We start from the raw sequence: 17,077 nt of genomic DNA, 5'->3' as shown, positions 1-17,077 counted from the left end.
CTTCGGAAGCTCGAAAGAGCTTTCGAATACTAGGTTAAGCGTATGGCAAATTTAAAAGAAATTCGCGCCAAAGTAGCTAGTATCAAGAGCACGCAAAAGATTACTCGCGCGATGCAAATGGTAGCTGCTTCTAAAATGCGTCGTGCGCAAGAGCGCATGGCTCAGGGCCGTCCGTATGCCGATAATATGCGCCGTGTAATTGCTCACTTGGTCCAAGCAAACCCTGAATATAAACACCGTTATATGGTTGACCGTCCAGTTAAGCGTGTTGGCTATATCGTAGTGTCTTCAGATCGTGGTTTGGCAGGTGGCTTGAACATTAACTTGTTCAAGAAAGTTGTGCAGCATGTCAAAGCACAACAACAGCAGTCAATTGAAGTTGAATTTGCTTTAATTGGTCAAAAAGCGGTTTCGTTTTTTAAGAATTACGGCGGTAAAGTGCTTGGTGCAACTACCCAACTTGGCGATGCGCCGAGTTTGGAACAGTTAACTGGCTCAGTTCAAGTTATGCTTGATGCATTTGATAAGGGCGAATTAGATCGTATCTACCTCGTATCAAATGGCTTCGTTAATGCAATGACTCAGCAGCCTAAAGTAGAACAACTTGTTCCTTTAGCACCAGCAGAAGAAGGCGATGATCTCAACCGTACTTATGGTTGGGACTATATCTACGAACCAGAAGCAGAAGAATTGTTAAATGGTTTGTTGGTTCGCTATATCGAGTCTATGGTTTATCAAGGTGTGATTGAAAACGTTGCATGTGAGCAGTCAGCTCGTATGGTCGCGATGAAAGCAGCGACAGACAACGCAGGACAACTGATTAAAGACCTACAACTCATTTACAACAAGCTGCGTCAAGCCGCGATTACTCAGGAAATTTCCGAGATCGTTGGCGGTGCCGCTGCCGTTTAACATTATTAAGTTTGAATTGAGGAGACAGCAATGAGTAGCGGTCGTATCATTCAGATCATCGGCGCGGTTATCGACGTCGAGTTTGAGCGCAATAGCGTTCCTAAGATCTATGACGCTCTCCAAGTTGACGGTACTGAAACTACATTAGAAGTTCAGCAACAGCTTGGCGATGGTGTTGTTCGTACCATCGCAATGGGTTCTACAGAAGGTCTTAAACGTGGCCTTAACGTAACCAGCACAAATGCACCGATTTCTGTTCCAGTAGGTCCAGCTACGCTTGGTCGTATCATGGACGTTTTGGGTCGCCCGATTGATGAAGCAGGTCCTGTTGCGACTGAAGAGCGTTTGCCGATTCACCGCGAAGCACCTTCTTATGCTGAACAAGCAGCTTCTACTGATCTTTTAGAAACTGGTATTAAAGTAATTGACTTACTTTGCCCGTTTGCGAAAGGTGGTAAAGTTGGTTTATTCGGTGGTGCGGGTGTTGGTAAAACCGTTAACATGATGGAGTTGATCAACAACATCGCGAAAGCTCACTCAGGTTTATCTGTGTTTGCTGGTGTTGGTGAGCGTACTCGTGAAGGTAACGACTTCTATCACGAAATGAAAGATTCTAACGTTCTTGACAAAGTAGCAATGGTCTACGGTCAGATGAACGAGCCACCAGGTAACCGTTTACGCGTAGCGTTAACTGGTTTGACTATGGCTGAATACTTCCGTGATCAAAAAGACGAAAATGGTAAAGGTCGTGACGTATTATTATTCGTCGACAACATCTACCGTTATACACTTGCAGGTACTGAAGTATCAGCATTGTTAGGTCGTATGCCATCTGCGGTAGGTTACCAACCTACACTTGCAGAAGAAATGGGTGTTCTTCAAGAGCGTATTACGTCTACTAAATCTGGTTCGATCACATCGATCCAAGCAGTATACGTACCTGCCGATGACTTAACAGATCCATCTCCTGCAACTACATTTGCTCACTTAGATGCAACAGTAGTATTGAGCCGTGACATCGCATCTTCTGGTATCTATCCAGCGATCGATCCACTTGACTCAACTTCACGTCAGTTAGACCCATTAGTTGTTGGTCAAGAGCACTATGAAATTGCGCGTGCAGTACAAAACGTATTGCAACGTTATAAAGAGCTTAAAGACATCATCGCAATCTTGGGTATGGATGAATTAGCTGAAGAAGATAAATTGGTTGTTTACCGCGCGCGTAAAATCCAACGTTTCTTCTCTCAACCATTCCACGTAGCTGAAGTGTTTACTGGTGCTCCTGGTAAATTAGTACCGCTTAAAGAAACGATTCGTGGCTTTAAAGGTCTATTGGCTGGTGAATACGATCACATCCCAGAACAAGCGTTCTATATGGTTGGTGGTATTGACGAAGTGATTGCTAAAGCTGAGAAACTCTAATTTAAGGAGATCATCTCATGGCCACTATGCAATGTGATGTCGTAAGTGTTAAAGAGTCTATTTACTCTGGCGCAGTGACGATGTTAATCGCGAAAGGTGCTGGTGGTGAGCTTGGTATTTTACCAGGACACGCTCCACTCGTAACCTTGCTTCAACCGGGCCCGATTCGTGTTCAGTTGGAAAATGGTACAGAAGAAATCGTCTATGTATCTGGCGGTGTTTTAGAAGTTCAACCTCATGTTGTAACGGTTCTTGCAGATACTGCAATCCGTGCCGACAATTTGGATGAAGCTGCAATTTTAGAAGCACGTAAAAATGCTGAACAATTGCTTGCAAACCAAAAGAGTGATTTGGACTCAGCTGCTGCGTTGGCTGCCTTGGCAGAAACAGCTGCACAGCTTGAAACTATCCGTAAAATCAAAAACCGCGCACTCTAAGTGTCGGTTTGAGATAAAAAAAGCCACCGTAAGGTGGCTTTTTTTTATGGTATGGATTTTAGATTAAGGGTCAGTTTTTGAATCTGGCTTCTCATCTCCAGCCATAATCATAGCGGCAAGTTTAACCATATCCATTTGAATGGTATTTAGCTGTTTTTCAATTTGGTCAAAATTGATTTGATCTAATTTTCCATTTAGCAAGGGCATGCTTAGAGCTTGTTGATTAGCATGTAATAAGCTTTGGCGAATATTTTCAATTTCCTGACTCTTGATATCTAAAGTGAGTAGAGCTTGATTTAAACCTTGTAACTGCTGTTTTAAAGTTGTGACTGTTGTTTTTAATTCATTTTTATTTTTATCTTGAATCGCTTGTTCAACGTCAAGTTGAGTGTCTTTAAGCTGTTCAACATAATCTCCAGCTTTAAGCTGTAAATTAGCAGCATCTCGGACCATATAAAAAATATTGCCGCTTTTGAGTTCAGTTTTGCTAGGGGCAATATCTGATTCTTGTCGTTCAATCGCTTGATCAGATGCCTGTTCACTTATTTCAGTATTTTCTTGTTCAGTAGCATGGTCTTGTGCTTGATCACACCCGAGTAAAAGCATGCCTGAGGCAAAAATTACAAAAGGAAGAAATGCACCCTGTAAAACTTTTTTCATAACTACAAACAACATCAAATAAAGCAAATAGGTACTATAGGCATAAAATATGGAGAAAGATTGTATTTTTGCAAACAAACAACACTTTGGCTAGATAATAAAAAAGAGCGTAAGAAACGCTCTTTTTCACGTTTTTTAAAACGTTATTTTGCTAATTCTTCTTCAACTGCTTTAACGATTTGTTCATCATCCGCAGTCAGGTTTGGAGCAAAACGAGCCACTACCTCACCATTTTTACTAATTAAGAATTTTTCGAAGTTCCATAAAACTTCTGGAGCTGGATTAGTTGGAATACCTAAACCTTCCAAACGCTCACGGAAAGGCCCTTCACCAGTACGTTCTGGTTGAGCTGCTGTCAAAGTTTCATAGAGTGGGTGCTTATCTTCACCTGCAACAGATACTTTAGAAAATAAAGGGAAGTGAACATCGTAATTTAATGAACAGAACTGCTGAATCTCTTCGTCAGAACCTGGTTCTTGCTCTTTAAAATTATTTGCAGGGAAACCTAAAATTTCAAGACCTTGATCTTTTTTTGCTTGATAAAGTTTTTCTAAGCCTTCGTATTGTGGAGTTAGACCACATTTAGAAGCAGTATTTACGATAAGTAGAACTTTGCCTTTATATTGTTCAAGATCAACCGTTTCGCCTGAAATAGCTTTTACTGGAATATGATATACAGATTGTGTCATGAGTCTTTCCTAAAGATTGTAATTGATATCAAGTAACTCATTTGTTTTAACTGCTATTAGGGGGGAGTGCAATAATATTCGTGTTCAAAAAAGAAAAAGATTTTAAAAGATAAGCTGGATTCTAGTTATTTCTAATTTGAATAGGCGTTTGGCCAGTGTAGCGTTTAAAAAACTCGATAAAACTTGAGCTATGTTGATAACCTAAATCGTATGCCAAACGCTTGATAGGCGTCCCTTGGCGAATCTGATGGATAGCATAAACAATTTTGGCTCGATTTCTCCATTCAGATAGAGAAAGTTGAAGCTCTTGTTGACTCAAACGTAATAAGTGGCGATCACTGACCGAGAATTCTTGTAGTAACTGCTGTAACGAATGATCAAAAAGTAATGGGTCTGAGAGTTTTTCTAAAATAGGCAATAAAACAGGATGTCGCGTTTGCGGTAAATAATGTGAATATGCAGGAGCTTGTTTGAGTTGATCGAATAGAACTTGTAAAAGATGTTCTAAATATTCAGGTTTTTCAGATTGTTTTTGCTGTTCTAAAATTTGTAAAACTAAGGTTCGAAAGAAAGGCTGAATACTAAAGCATTTACAGACGTCACCTAAAATAGAACAGAGGCTAGGGTGCAATCGAATACAGATATAGTGTATTTCATGATCGATATGAGTAGATTGATGAACAGTTTGAGGTGGAATCCAAAGTCCATAACTCGGTGGTGACAAATATATTTGTTCTTCTATCTGCATTTCTAAAATGCCATTTAAACTGAAATTAAAATCACCCCATAAAGAGGCATGAGGACGAACGATATCTTCTTTTTGATATAGAAATTCATGAACTTCTATACTGTTTAATAAAGAAAATTTTTGGTCCTCATTTTTCATCTATATGCTCTGACTAATATTTTAATTTTCACAGGTTGCTTTAGGATTGTTTAAGCCCTTTGCTAAGGTAAAAGTACTTACGAGTGCTAAAGCAACAAAGCTTAATACGCCATAAATTAAAGTATTTTCATTGAAATGATCAACCACATATCCACCTAATAATGAACCTGTCGCAATCATGACCTGAAACATACCTACAAAAAGAGGCATACCTTTTTCAACTGCATTTGGCGCATGTACAAACATCCAGATATTTGCTGAGGTAGGGAAAGCACCAAATGCGAATCCCCATAAAGCTGTTAAGACAATAGCACCAAACTCATGAATGGCAAAAAGTGGGAATCCAAAAAATACAATTGCAAAACAAGCACTAACAAAGGCAAGTGTATATCGGACATTTAAATTACCACTATAGCCAGCAAATGCATTTCCGAAAATACCTGCAATTCCATAGAGCAATAGTAAGGAACTAATCGTTGTACCATTGAAGCCTGCAATATTTTTGAAGAAAGGTGCTAAATAGCTATATGCACAAAAATGAGCGAGACCGATCAGTAAAACAATTAACATGCCACTACGTGCTTTAGGCGTACGTAATAATGCTGGTAAGTCCCTCATATGAATTGGCGAGTCTGGAACAAGTTTAGGTAGAAAGATTAATTGTAAGATCAAAACAATTAAGCCAATTCCTGCTGTAATTCCAAAAGCACTACGCCAGCCATAAAATTCACTTAACCATGTTCCAATCGGAACCCCTAAAACTGTCGCAAAAGTTACACCTGCCATCACTACAGCTGTTGCTTTTGCAATAGGAAGATGAGATGGAGCTAATTTCCCACTTAAAGCAATTGCTGTCGCCCAGAATCCCCCAATCGAAATTCCTAAAATTAAGCGACTGAGCAATAAAATATGAAAGTTTTCTGCAAAGGCGGTAAGGGTATTGGCGATAACCATAATTGCTGTGAGTAAAATGAGGACATAACGTCGATCAAGTTGTTTCACGGAAACAGGTAGTAGAGGGGCGGCAATTGCAGCCATAATGCCGGGTACAGTAATAATAAGACCTGCTGTACCTACAGAAATATTTAAATCTGTTGCAACACTATTTAAAACACCAACAGGTAAAAATTCACTTGTTACTAATGCAAATGCTGCAATGGCAACGGCCAAAATGGCAAACCAGCTTCCTTGAGTGGAGGTCGTGGGTCGCGCTTTAGAGATAGAAGATTGGTCCATAGGAAATCCTTACTTGGCTAAATTTGGAGTGAAGAAAGGCAATTTATTAATTAACTAACGATCATTATGAAAATAAAATAGTTGATAAAAAATCGAACGTCAATTAATTTAATAACGATTGTTATAAAAATAGATGTGATCTTTATGACAAATAGGCATGAAACGAATTTAGCTGTTACAGAAGACGCGCTGAAAAAAAAGCGTGGACGTCCTAAATGCTTCGATGAACAACAGGTTTTGCAAAAAGCAATGTTGCTCTTTTGGGAGCATGGTTATGAAGCAACGTCTATTAGTGATTTAACGCAAGCTTTGGAAATTACGGCGCCAAGCTTATACAGTGCTTTTGGTGACAAGGCAGGATTGTTTTATAAAAGTATTGATTACTATTTAGCTCATGAAGCATGTCCTATTGAAACTATCTTTTTAGAGGCGAAAACAGCAAAAATTGCTTTTGAACTTTATTTGTACGATAACGTTAAACGTCTTGTCCAACCAAATAAACCGGCTGGTTGTATGTTGGTCGTTGCTGCCATGAATTGCTCTGATGCGACTCAAGATGTACAGCAAAATTTATTAGATAAGCGCATAAAGACGAAAGAAAAATTATTAAAGCGTCTTGAGCAAGGGGTAGAGCAGGGTGATTTATCTGCTAATGCTCCTCTGCAAGAAATGACAGATTTTTATGCGACTGTGATTCAAGGGTTAACAATTCAGGCAAGAGACGGTGCCAGTACAGAGCAATTGCATAAAGTTGTGGAGCATGCTGTGAAGACTTGGACATTATTCTAGAAAAAGAAGATGTCCTAAGTTCAATATTAATGTCGTAAATACGATATTTCAATTTATTAAGACATTCTTCAAAATAAAATCTCTTTTGTAGATGGTGCATTGCTATGAGTCAGGTCATGAAATATCACAAATGGGCATTTATTTTTCCCATTTTGGCAGTACTGATTTGGTCTTTGAATATTGTAGTCACCCGCTATGTCTCGGATTATATCTCTCCGGTAAGTATTAGTTTTTACCGATGGTTAATCGCTTTTATTATTTTGACTCCATTTATGTTTTTGCCTGTTTGGAGACAAAGACAACTAATAAAACCATATCTGCCTAAGCTGGCTGTATTAAGTGCATTTGGGATGGTGCTTTATCAAGGACTTGCTTATACGGCTGCCCATTATACCAGTGCGACCAATATGGGAATTGTGAATGCATTTATTCCTATCTTTACGATCTTCGTTTCGCTTGCCATTTTGAAAGATGTGCCTAATCGATTTGCAGTTTTTGGCAGTATTTTGTCTTTTGCAGGTTTGCTTTATGTCATGTCCCAAGGAGATATTGGCCACCTATTAAGTTCTGGTGGACATCTTGGTGATGCATTAATGATTATTGCCGTATTCTTCTATGCATTTTATGGGGTTTTTCTTAAGAAGTGGCAGCTGCCTCTGCCAATCATGACGAGCTTATATGTTCAGATTGGTTTTTCTGTTGTGTTTCATCTTCCCTTAATTTTCTGGTTCGGACTTGACGCTCTAAATACAGAAAATGCGCCAAGTGCTATTTACGCGGGTGTGTTTGCTTCACTCATTGCACCTCTAGTTTGGATGTTGGCTGTTCAACAACTCGGTCCTAATAGAACCAGTATTTTTATGAACTTAGTTCCTGTTTTTACTGCAATCATTGCCAGTGTCTGGTTGTCTGAGCAGTGGACCATTTATCACACTTTAGGTGGGGTAATAATTTTAACTGGTATCGTTATGGCTCAAAAGAAGACTGGTTCTAAAAAGAGTGAACTCATACAAGAGCAAAACTAAAGTGAGTAAAAAAACTATGGCATATTTTGAAAAAAATTGATGAAAATATGCCATTTTTTTCTTAGTTAAAGTTTTTCTATATGATTTATAAATAGTTTATAAAAATAGGTTGTAATATAAATATTAAAAAATCCGAGTAAAAATATTAATATAATTTTAATTTTTAAGCGAAAAATCGTAAATTCCCTACACTTTTCATGCTTTTTTTAGAGAAATAATATATTTCTCTCATAGGGTTCCTTGCCACATAATAGCGACCACCACGAAAGATGCTGTTTTCTACAAATTTTCTTTCGTTGCCGAGATATCCAAACCCTCTGGATGCGGTATATACCCATCCTTTTTTATGCTCAGTTATCCCTATATAACTGAGCTTTTTTTTGTCTGAAATTAAGCGCGAATAATCTCACCAGTGAGAGCGTTAATGATTCGACTAGGTTGTTGGCTCTGGCCTAAGTCACCATTCAGATAGTTTAATTGTGAACCAAAGTATTGGCAGGCATCTTGTAGTGAATGAGCAGGTTCTTGCCCACTTGGGTTAGCACTTGTCGAGACAATAAAACCATGAAAAGCATTGCATAATGCCACACATAAAGGATGTGTAGTGACTCGAACAGCGACAAGTGGATGCTCACCTTTAATCCATGAAGGAATGTGATCGCCAGCAGGCAAGAGCCAAGTTGTGGCTCTTTCGGAAGGTTGATGATTCGTCCAACAATCAATAATTTCTTGTTGAGTCGCTTGAGGTAAAGAAGTCAGCAGGTGTTCAACTTGGCTAGTATGGCCTGCTAATAGAATGACCCCCTTTTCAATAGGTCTTTGTTTCAGCTCTAGAATTTTTTGGAAAGCTTGCTCATTAAAAGGGTCGCAACCTAGCCCCCAAACTGCCTCAGTTGGATACGCCAAGACTTGACCTTGTTGTAAACTTTCGGCTGCTTCGGTAACTGAGGTGGTAATCATGTTAATACTCTTCCTTTCAATCAAACAGAATTGCTATTGCGCTCCAGCACTAAGAGCGACAACGTAAATACAGCCCTGATTGTTGCATACATAAACCAAGTAGTTCTAGTTCCATGAGTGAAGAGGTGAGTTCTGCCACAGGTTGTGAGTGGTGTATGACAAGCTGGTCAATATTTTGTCCGACCCAGTCTAAAGACTGATAAAGGTTAATTAAATGTTCAGGAATTTCTGGGGCACAAGAAACCACGACCTCTTCAGTTGAGTTCTGTTGCTGACTTTGCCATTGAGTAGGTAAAGCAAGATCTTCAATAATTTGTTCAGGATGATCGACTAAAATGGCTCCTTCACGAATGAGCTGATGGCAGCCCTGATGAAACTCACTGTAAATGTGGCCAGGAATAGCAAATACAGTTTTACCTTGCTCGGCAGCTTTGTTCGCAGTAATGAGAGAACCACTTTTTAAAGTCGCTTCTACGACAAGTACTCCTAAACTCAGGCCACTGACAATTCGGTTCCTACGAGGAAAATGCTGTTGTAATGGTGGCGTACCGGGTAAAAACTCAGTAATGATGGCACCGTTTTGAGCCAAGATCTGTTCCGCAAGTTTTTTATTTTGAGCAGGGTAAGTAGTGTCTAAACCTGTTCCTGTCACTGCAATTGTACGTTGATGTGCTGAAGCACCTTGGTGAGCAGCTTCATCAATCCCATATGCCAAACCACTACTTACATAAAATCCTTTTTCACTTAAGTAATAGGCAAAATCATAAGCAACCTGACGACCATGTGGGCTTGGTTTTCGACTACCGACAATCGCAATTTGTGGTTGCAATAAAGCTTGCGCTTGGCCTTTTCCAAATATGATGGGTGGATGGTCTGTATAAGGTAGTAATTGCGTAGGGTAGCCAGAGTCATCTGAAGTTAAAATAAAATCAGTATATTTCTGGATCTGCTCAATCAGTTTTTCAAACTGAGCTTGACCTTGAGTAGTTTGAAATTCATCTACGCGTTTTAAATGATTAGCATGTAACCCGAGATTGCGCCATTGAGATAACCCAGCAGGTTGGATCGCTTTTTCACAGCTACCAAAATAATCGACAATTTTTTTAAAGCTAACTAAAGAGTGCTGCACCAAATACCACACTTTAAGTGTGTGGTAATGGTGTGAAGAAAGTTGAGTAAGCATTGTAAAGTGTATATCCAGCGTTAATCATCAAAACGAGGTGGCTGAATAGTCGAACCTACTTTAATAGGTAAGTCACTTTCTAATACGTAGGCATAGCTAAGCTGATCAAAGGTTCTAAAAACCATCAGACTACCAATTTGTTGTCCAGGCAACTGTATTGGTTCTTTGGTTTTAGGGTCTCGAATGGTCTCGCCTTTTTGAGTAATATCAAAAACTTGCCCTACTTGAATCCCTTGTGTTGTACCTCGGTCCAAAGTCACCACACTATTTTTTGCAGCGCTGCCAATTGAACCCATTACACGAATGATCTTGCCAGCATCTGTAACTTGAGTGGCATCTACCGGATAAAATAAAGTAGGTAATGTTGCTTCTTCTTCAGGCATAACCCGATCACCACGGCGTACTTCGGAATTGTAGCTATCAGTTAACTCAAGTGTTGTTATGTCTTTTTCAGAAGAGATCGCAATCCCTGAGGCAACTTGTTGCAATTCAATACCTAGACTATGCTTTTTACCTTTACTGTCTGTGAAATAATAAGGTTCGCCTTCACGGTAGACTGCATAACGTTGGCCACTAACTAAACCTTGTCCACGCGCATAAATGGTTTGGCCTCTTGCCGCAAGCACGCGTTGATCAGCAGTTCCTACAACATAAGGGGTATGTTCAATTGCGTCGGCTGGCAAAATTGTACTGTGTTCTAACCACTGTTTGATATGTTCAAGCGGAATAACAGGTACATTATCGTTAAGCGATTCCACACGAACTTGAGGTTGCAAGTTTGTCATTTGGCCTGTGTAGCGACGAATAATGCCAACGCAACCATCTCCCTCATCTTTACCGATCAATGGTCGACCCGCTAAACTGCATAACAACAATCGGTCACCAGGATAAATCCAGTGTGGATTTTTGACATGCTGATTATTTGCCCAGATTTCTGGCCAACGCCAAGGTTTACTCAGAAAATGGCCGGAAATATCCCATAGAGTATCTCCCCGTTTTACAACGTAGACATGTGGCGCATTACTTTTAAGAGAGGGTGGATTATGGTTCGGACTAGCAGCATGAACCTCTGCTACTGTACCCATTGCAACCCCTGTAAAAAGTACGAAAGCAAGTAAATGCTTTTTTATCCCCAAAGCATGAAATTCAACCATGCCGTTAAAAACCTTTTTCATTATGATAATTCCTAAAAATTATGCGTGCAGATGCGTTATAATAGGCGGCTAACACACAATTTTTTCGATGAAGTATTTCCTTCATTTGGTTTTTCAATCAATGGCATAAGTGAGGACGTCAGTATGGCCTTATTACCTATTTTAAGTTTTCCTGATCCCCGTCTTCGTACCATTGCTAAGCCTGTTGAAGAAGTTACTGATGAAATTCGTCAACTTGCAGCAGATATGCTTGAAACCATGTATGCCGCACCCGGTATTGGTTTAGCAGCTTCACAGGTAGATCGTCATATTCAGTTAATCGTTATAGATTTGTCTGAAGCTAAAGATGAACCCTTGGTTTTTATTAACCCCAAAATCACTCCACTGACAGAAGATAAGCAGCAGTACGAAGAAGGCTGCTTATCAGTGCCACAAATATACGACAAAGTTGAGCGCCCGTCACGTGTGAAAATTGAGGCAATTAACCTTGAAGGTCAAGCATTTGAGATAGAAGCTGATGGACTTCTCGCTGTTTGTATCCAACATGAAATGGATCACTTAAATGGCAAATTATTTGTGGATTATTTGTCGCCACTTAAACGTCAACGTGCTCGAGAAAAAGTCGAAAAAGTTGTTCGTCAACGTGAGCGTGAAAAAGTTGCAGTAAAACGTTAAAAATTTCTATTCTTGAAACATTAATATAGTGTGGATGTGATTTTTGGTTTTTCGTAGTGGGTTACTGCTTGCATGTGCAGCAGTATTTTTACAGGTCGCGGTATTTTTACAGCCGCTTTTACCGAAGCAATATCAAATTGCTCCGGTCTGTGAAACTATTACCCGTGCTTTACTTAAACCCAAAGCACAGACGGAAGTCATGTCACATACCATGCACATGCATCATGATCATCATATTGAACAGGCTCAAGCTTCTGGGCAACATGACCATCATGATGCAAATCACCAGTGCCAATATTGTACTGTCTATGCCAATCTAGTTTTACCACCTGAATTCGGCATAAAAGAAGTCTTAGTCCGTATACAAGTCCGCTTAGTCGCTTATCAACAAGCATTTCGACATGTTTACTTTGCGCTACAGCGACTTTTCCTACTCCCGCAAGGGCGTGCACCGCCTCTATTTGCATAAATAAAAGCAATTTTTTGTTGGGGTCTTAACTGACTTCAATATCACTTTATTTATGTTTTAGAGCGTATAAAAATGCCACATTCTAAATTTTTATTACAACCTCTATGGGTTGCGATGCTTGCTGTCTCTCATTCAGGTCTGGTTTTTGCTGATTCAGAGAAAAATGATGTTGATACCAAAACATTTCACTCATTAGCACCTATTGTTGTTACAGCACAACAAGGCAATGATGCAAATGGGTTGATTGTACATGCAGATCCAAAGCAACCGATTCAGCCAGTGCCTGCTACAGATGGCGCAGACTATCTACAAAGTATTATGGGTTTCAACTCAATACAAAGTGGTGGAACAAATGGTGATGTGACCTTCCGAGGCATGTTTGGTTCACGTATCAAAATTTTGACAGATGGAACGGAAAACCTAGGTGCATGTCCAAACCGTATGGATGCTCCAACTTCGTATATTTCACCAGAAAGTTATGATCGTATTTCTGTCATTAAAGGTCCGCAAACTGTTCAATATGCCAATACAGGTTCGGCAGCAACAGTCCTTTTTGAGCGTCAGCCTGAAAAGCTCACAACAGAGAAACCTTATCGTGGGCAAGCGAGTGTTTTATTGGGTTCATATGGACGTATTGACCATAATGTTGAAGCGGCCATTGGCGATGAAAAGAAATATATTCGTTTAAATGCCAACCGTTCAGAGTCTAATAGTTATCAAGATGGTGATGGCAATACCGTGCCTTCAGCATGGAAAAAGTGGAATGCTGATGTAGCACTTGGCTTCACTCCAGATGAAAACACGTGGATCGAACTCACGGGTGGGAAATCTGATGGTGAATCGCTTTATGCTGGACGTTCAATGGACGGATCTCAGTTTGCGCGTGAAAGCTTAGGTCTGCGGTTCGAAAAGAAAAATATCACTGATGTCATTAAGAAAATTGAAGGGCAAGTGAACTACAGCTATAACGACCATATTATGGATAACTTTAGCTTACGTACTCCGCCATTAGTTGAAATGAATCATGGTGGTATGACCATGCTGATGCCGAACGCGATGGCAATGCAGGTAACGCGCCGTACACTAAACTCGCGCTTAGCCATGACTTCTGAATGGAATAAGTGGAGTTTGATTACAGGTGTAGATTCTCAATTCAATAAACATGGCGGTAGCATGTCATCGCCAAATATGCCTTCAATGAATATTCCATATCGTCAAGATATGCGTTTTCAATCATACGGAGCTTTTGGCGAACTAGGTTATCAATGGAACGATCTCAACAAACTGGTCACAGGTGTGCGTTTAGATCGAGTCACAGTTGAAGATGAACGTGCCGATTCTCAAGCACAAGGCTTTAACACCAAACTTGAAAAGACTTTACCAAGTGCATTTGTACGCTGGGAAAATCAACATCCTGAGCATGACCTAAAAAGCTATATCGGTTTAGGTTATGTAGAGCGTATGCCTGATTATTGGGAGCTTTTCTCGCCTAAACACGGTAATGCTGGCTCAACCAATACTTTTAACGGTGTGAATCCTGAGAAAACATTACAGTTGGATCTGGGCTTCCAGCAGCAACATGGTGCTTTAAATACATGGGCTTCTGCTTATGCAGGCTTAATAGATGACTACATTTTAATGAGTTACCACCATCATCCAAGTATGGGAATGGATGGGCATGACATGAGCCATGATATTACTGCGGGTGCCAAAAATGTTGATGCAACCATCGCAGGCGCGGAAGCGGGTATTGGATATCAATTTACTGATCATATTCAGGCAGATTTGAGTGCGATGTATGCTTGGGGTAAAAACACCACAGATGATAAACCACTACCTCAAATTTCACCTTTAGAAGGTCGCTTAAATATTCGCTATGTGGCCGACAAATATAATTTTGGTCTGTTGTGGCGAGCTGTGGCTGAGCAAAACCGTGTGAGTCTACATCAAGGTAATATCGTGGGGTATGACCTCAAACCAAGTAAAGGTTTTTCAACTCTTTCTCTAAACGGAAGCTACAACCTTCGTAAAGATATTGATGTCTCTGTTGGTGTCGATAACGTATTAGATAAAACCTATACCGAACACTTAAACAAAGCGGGTAGTGCAGGCTTTGGATTTGCGAGCGAAGAGCAATTCAACAATATCGGAAGAAATTACTGGGTTCGTATGAGCATGAAGTTTTAATAAGCCGTAACGAATGAACTGAAAATATTAATTGAATGAGAGAAATGAAATGACAAATAAATTATCGCCTGAACAATCTTGGTGGGGATGGAAGTTACTTATTGTGGCTTCTATCTTGAGTTTATTGTTTATGATTATTTTTTACTTGGCGATCAATAATGAGCCTGACTACATGCCAAGTCAAAAAAATAAACAAATGATGGAGTCGCCTGAGCAAATGAACCACGCTGAAATGCATAGTTCATCATCTCAATAAGTTTTTAATATTTAAAAATGGAAGTCTGATATTTAGACTTCCATTTTTTTATTTTTAAGCTTAGTAAATTATTGATGCATACTCGCTAAGGTTTTTGCCTTACCTTGATTCTGATAAAGCGTTAAGCCAAGTTTTTGTATATTACGGCCTGATTTAGATAAAAACTTTTCAACTTTTGGTGAAAGTTTCGCACCACTATAAAGTAGTGAATTACGTAAAATTAGATAATAAGCAAACCATGAAGCAGACTGCTGAGGCAATCCAAGTAGTTTCATTCTTTTCTTACCAATAAAAAATTGGGTTAGTTCTAAATGTTGTCGATATGCAAGCTTCTGCTGCAAAGAACACAAATGCAGATATTTTCTCTCAAAAGGCTCTTTAGATAAACTTGATCCTAATTCAATACTGCTGTGATCAGAGCGAGGGTGAGCAAACTGCATCCAGTACAGTAATCGCCAGCCTTCAGATTCAGATTGAATAAGCCATTTTTCATCAATACCCATTAACCAGCCAACATAACGCCAAAAATGTAAAAAACTCTTAGCTTCTTGTTTCGTCGGCCATACACCTAAAGCTCTAATACCGAGTAAAACTACACTGCTAAAAGCCAAATTAGTCATTGCCAAATCAAATTGATTAAGAGGAATTCCCCAAATTTCACTATCCCAACGATCAGACTTTTTCAATTGTCGGCGAACAAGAGCATGAATAAACCGAACATAAATGGTTGATGTAAAACCTGAACTTAAACGAGAAAGCCCCTGAGGTTCAGTAATATCAACCCACCATTTTGTAGTTTCTGCTAAACGAGTACCCGCTTGTTTATTTAATGCACCTGTTAAAATTAGAGGCTGATTAAATCCCGGATATAAATATCCCGCCATCAAAGATAAATCTCTAAGGATAAAACCATTATTTATTCCTAAACGATGAGTAAATTTAATAGCCTCATCAATTTGGCGCTGGTCTAACCATTCAGGCTTTTGTTCAATGTAATTAAAGAAATTTTCTAACTCAGTAGGTATTGGCTCAGATAGATCATCGCGGCCTTGAAATAATACTTTCTCGAAAATCATTCGGTGACCTTTGGGGTTTTGCATAACCCAATCAATCACCTTATCCATTTCAACGTCCCCTTCACAAAGAGCACGTTGTAAAGATGCATATTCTGTATAGTTTGGTTGAGCTGGTTTTTCGCAACAGATATTTAAAAACTGAGTAAAGAAATTACTGTCTTGCATGTCATTAAAAGAAGCAAGTCGAGTTGGGCTAATCGTTTGCATATCGTTACTTACTTATTGAACTGAATAATAAATAGGCTAATATGAATAATTATTCGCATTCAATTCGCATTTAACGAATAAACAACCGATGAGAAAAGCTCCGCAGCAACAGCGTTCAAAAATTATTGTTGACCATATTTTAGAGGCGACACAACACTGTATTGCCCAATATGGATTACTACATACCACAACTCCTAAAATTGCAGAGAAATCTGGAGTAAGTGTAGGTTCGATTTACCAATACTTTGAGAATAAAGATCAAATCATAGAAGAACTATTACGCCGTAAAAGCGAACTATTAGGTCATCAACTCAAAGAATTAGTTATGCAGCAAGAAAATATTCCTTTAGACCTGCTCATCCCCTTGGCTATAGAGCTAGGATTTAATGCATTAAAAGCCGATCAGGGATTTTTTATAGAAGTTCTAAAACATTGGCATAACTATAGCCATTCGCAAGCTGCTCAGATTTTAGAAAAGCATTTTTTTGAAGTAGGGCTATATACATTTAGTAAAAATCCTCATCAGTGGGACTTCGAACAAGTGAAGCATAAATCCTTTGTAATTATTAATAGTACGCTTTTTACGATGATGCGCTATGTGAGTCAGAACAATTTTCTTATATCAGAACAACAACTTAAGCGAGAATTGTCGAGCATGATATTGGCTTATTTAGGTCAAAAATAAATAATTAAAATAATTATTAATATAAAACAATAGGTTAAATAGGTTGTTGATTTAAAAGTGAACGCTCAAGTCATAAGTTTCTAATTTTCGCTTGCAAAGGGATCTTAATCCTCTATAATGCACATCCATCGGCGGTGATGCAGATAGAAACTTGTTGAAAAACAGT

At 39.2% G+C, this 17,077-nt stretch carries 17 protein-coding genes and 1 pseudogene; 10 read left to right on the top strand and 8 right to left on the bottom strand.

All coding sequences use genetic code 11. The features are described from left to right. Window positions 1-42 precede the first annotated feature (42 nt). Genes atpG through OD757_RS16785 form a run of 3 tightly spaced genes read left to right on the top strand, consistent with a single transcriptional unit; the run spans window position 43 to window position 2,774 of the window. Entirely contained in the window at window positions 43-912 is an 870-nt protein-coding gene (atpG, locus tag OD757_RS16795) for a F0F1 ATP synthase subunit gamma (protein ID WP_002114131.1), read from the top strand. A 30-nt stretch (window positions 913-942) separates the two neighbouring features. Further along, window positions 943-2,337, top strand: coding sequence for a F0F1 ATP synthase subunit beta (gene atpD / locus OD757_RS16790; protein WP_263032572.1), 1,395 nt, complete (start codon window positions 943-945; stop codon window positions 2,335-2,337). A 17-nt stretch (window positions 2,338-2,354) separates the two neighbouring features. After that, complete coding sequence (locus OD757_RS16785; RefSeq protein ID WP_002114076.1) at window positions 2,355-2,774, top strand: F0F1 ATP synthase subunit epsilon; 420 nt, start codon at window positions 2,355-2,357, stop codon at window positions 2,772-2,774. A gap of 63 nt (window positions 2,775-2,837) precedes the next feature. Here the strand turns inward: OD757_RS16785 and OD757_RS16780 are convergent, their stop codons facing one another. From OD757_RS16780 to OD757_RS16765, 4 genes are all read right to left on the bottom strand, one after another. Then, complete coding sequence (locus OD757_RS16780; protein ID WP_263032571.1) at window positions 2,838-3,434, bottom strand: hypothetical protein; 597 nt, start codon at window positions 3,432-3,434, stop codon at window positions 2,838-2,840. 143 nt (window positions 3,435-3,577) lie between these two features. After that, entirely contained in the window at window positions 3,578-4,123 is a 546-nt protein-coding gene (locus tag OD757_RS16775) for a glutathione peroxidase (RefSeq protein WP_263032570.1), read from the bottom strand. A gap of 121 nt (window positions 4,124-4,244) precedes the next feature. Then, the gene (locus OD757_RS16770; RefSeq protein ID WP_263032569.1) at window positions 4,245-5,009 is read right to left on the bottom strand and encodes an AraC family transcriptional regulator; all 765 of its coding nucleotides are present in this window, start codon (window positions 5,007-5,009) and stop codon (window positions 4,245-4,247) included. Between the two features lie 21 nt (window positions 5,010-5,030). Next, window positions 5,031-6,245: an MFS transporter gene (locus OD757_RS16765; protein WP_263032568.1), complete on the bottom strand. Its 1,215-nt coding sequence runs from the start codon at window positions 6,243-6,245 to the stop codon at window positions 5,031-5,033. Between the two features lie 135 nt (window positions 6,246-6,380). Here OD757_RS16765 and OD757_RS16760 point away from each other — a divergent pair, with 135 nt between their 5' ends. Together OD757_RS16760 and OD757_RS16755 are read left to right on the top strand one after the other, a co-directional pair. Continuing rightward, window positions 6,381-7,034 carry a TetR/AcrR family transcriptional regulator gene (locus OD757_RS16760; protein WP_081399989.1) on the top strand — a complete coding sequence of 218 codons (654 nt, stop codon included), beginning with the start codon at window positions 6,381-6,383 and terminating at the stop codon, window positions 7,032-7,034. Window positions 7,035-7,138: 104 nt separating this feature from the next. Further along, on the top strand, window positions 7,139-8,059 hold the full coding sequence (locus OD757_RS16755; protein WP_263032567.1) for a DMT family transporter: 921 nt from the start codon (window positions 7,139-7,141) through the stop codon (window positions 8,057-8,059). A gap of 390 nt (window positions 8,060-8,449) precedes the next feature. On the opposite strand, the gene OD757_RS16750 is transcribed toward OD757_RS16755, so the two are convergent. The 3 genes from OD757_RS16750 to OD757_RS16740 are packed head-to-tail and all read right to left on the bottom strand — an operon-like array spanning window position 8,450 to window position 11,377. Continuing rightward, entirely contained in the window at window positions 8,450-9,019 is a 570-nt protein-coding gene (locus tag OD757_RS16750; RefSeq protein WP_263032566.1) for an L-threonylcarbamoyladenylate synthase, read from the bottom strand. A gap of 49 nt (window positions 9,020-9,068) precedes the next feature. Next, window positions 9,069-10,202 (bottom strand): DNA-processing protein DprA, encoded by a 1,134-nt coding sequence (gene dprA, locus OD757_RS16745; RefSeq protein WP_263032565.1) that lies wholly within the window; start codon window positions 10,200-10,202, stop codon window positions 9,069-9,071. A 20-nt stretch (window positions 10,203-10,222) separates the two neighbouring features. After that, window positions 10,223-11,377 carry a LysM peptidoglycan-binding domain-containing protein gene (locus OD757_RS16740; RefSeq protein ID WP_263032564.1) on the bottom strand — a complete coding sequence of 385 codons (1,155 nt, stop codon included), beginning with the start codon at window positions 11,375-11,377 and terminating at the stop codon, window positions 10,223-10,225. Between the two features lie 123 nt (window positions 11,378-11,500). Here OD757_RS16740 and def point away from each other — a divergent pair, with 123 nt between their 5' ends. The 4 genes from def (at window position 11,501) to OD757_RS16720 (ending at window position 14,943) form a co-directional block, all read left to right on the top strand. Next, complete coding sequence (gene def, locus OD757_RS16735) at window positions 11,501-12,031, top strand: peptide deformylase (protein WP_004795267.1); 531 nt, start codon at window positions 11,501-11,503, stop codon at window positions 12,029-12,031. 43 nt (window positions 12,032-12,074) lie between these two features. Next, entirely contained in the window at window positions 12,075-12,500 is a 426-nt protein-coding gene (locus OD757_RS16730; protein WP_263032563.1) for a DUF2946 family protein, read from the top strand. A 72-nt stretch (window positions 12,501-12,572) separates the two neighbouring features. After that, a complete protein-coding gene (locus OD757_RS16725) occupies window positions 12,573-14,687 on the top strand; it encodes a TonB-dependent copper receptor (protein ID WP_263032562.1) in 2,115 nt (704 codons plus the stop codon). A 49-nt stretch (window positions 14,688-14,736) separates the two neighbouring features. After that, on the top strand, window positions 14,737-14,943 hold the full coding sequence (locus OD757_RS16720; RefSeq protein WP_198077935.1) for a DUF4199 domain-containing protein: 207 nt from the start codon (window positions 14,737-14,739) through the stop codon (window positions 14,941-14,943). Between the two features lie 68 nt (window positions 14,944-15,011). Here the strand turns inward: OD757_RS16720 and OD757_RS16715 are convergent, their stop codons facing one another. Beyond that, window positions 15,012-16,226, bottom strand: a complete 1,215-nt coding sequence (locus OD757_RS16715; protein ID WP_263032561.1) for an oxygenase MpaB family protein — start codon at window positions 16,224-16,226, stop codon at window positions 15,012-15,014. Between the two features lie 88 nt (window positions 16,227-16,314). Between OD757_RS16715 and OD757_RS16710 the strand changes: the two are divergent. Next, a pseudogene (locus tag OD757_RS16710) lies at window positions 16,315-16,885 on the top strand (TetR/AcrR family transcriptional regulator). Window positions 16,886-17,077: the final 192 nt, after the last annotated feature.

This window comes from Acinetobacter sp. AYS6 (assembly GCF_025630795.1).
GTDB lineage: Bacteria > Pseudomonadota > Gammaproteobacteria > Pseudomonadales > Moraxellaceae > Acinetobacter.
Note: the sequence above shows the minus strand (reverse complement) of the source record. Positions and strands in the feature narration are given on the sequence as shown.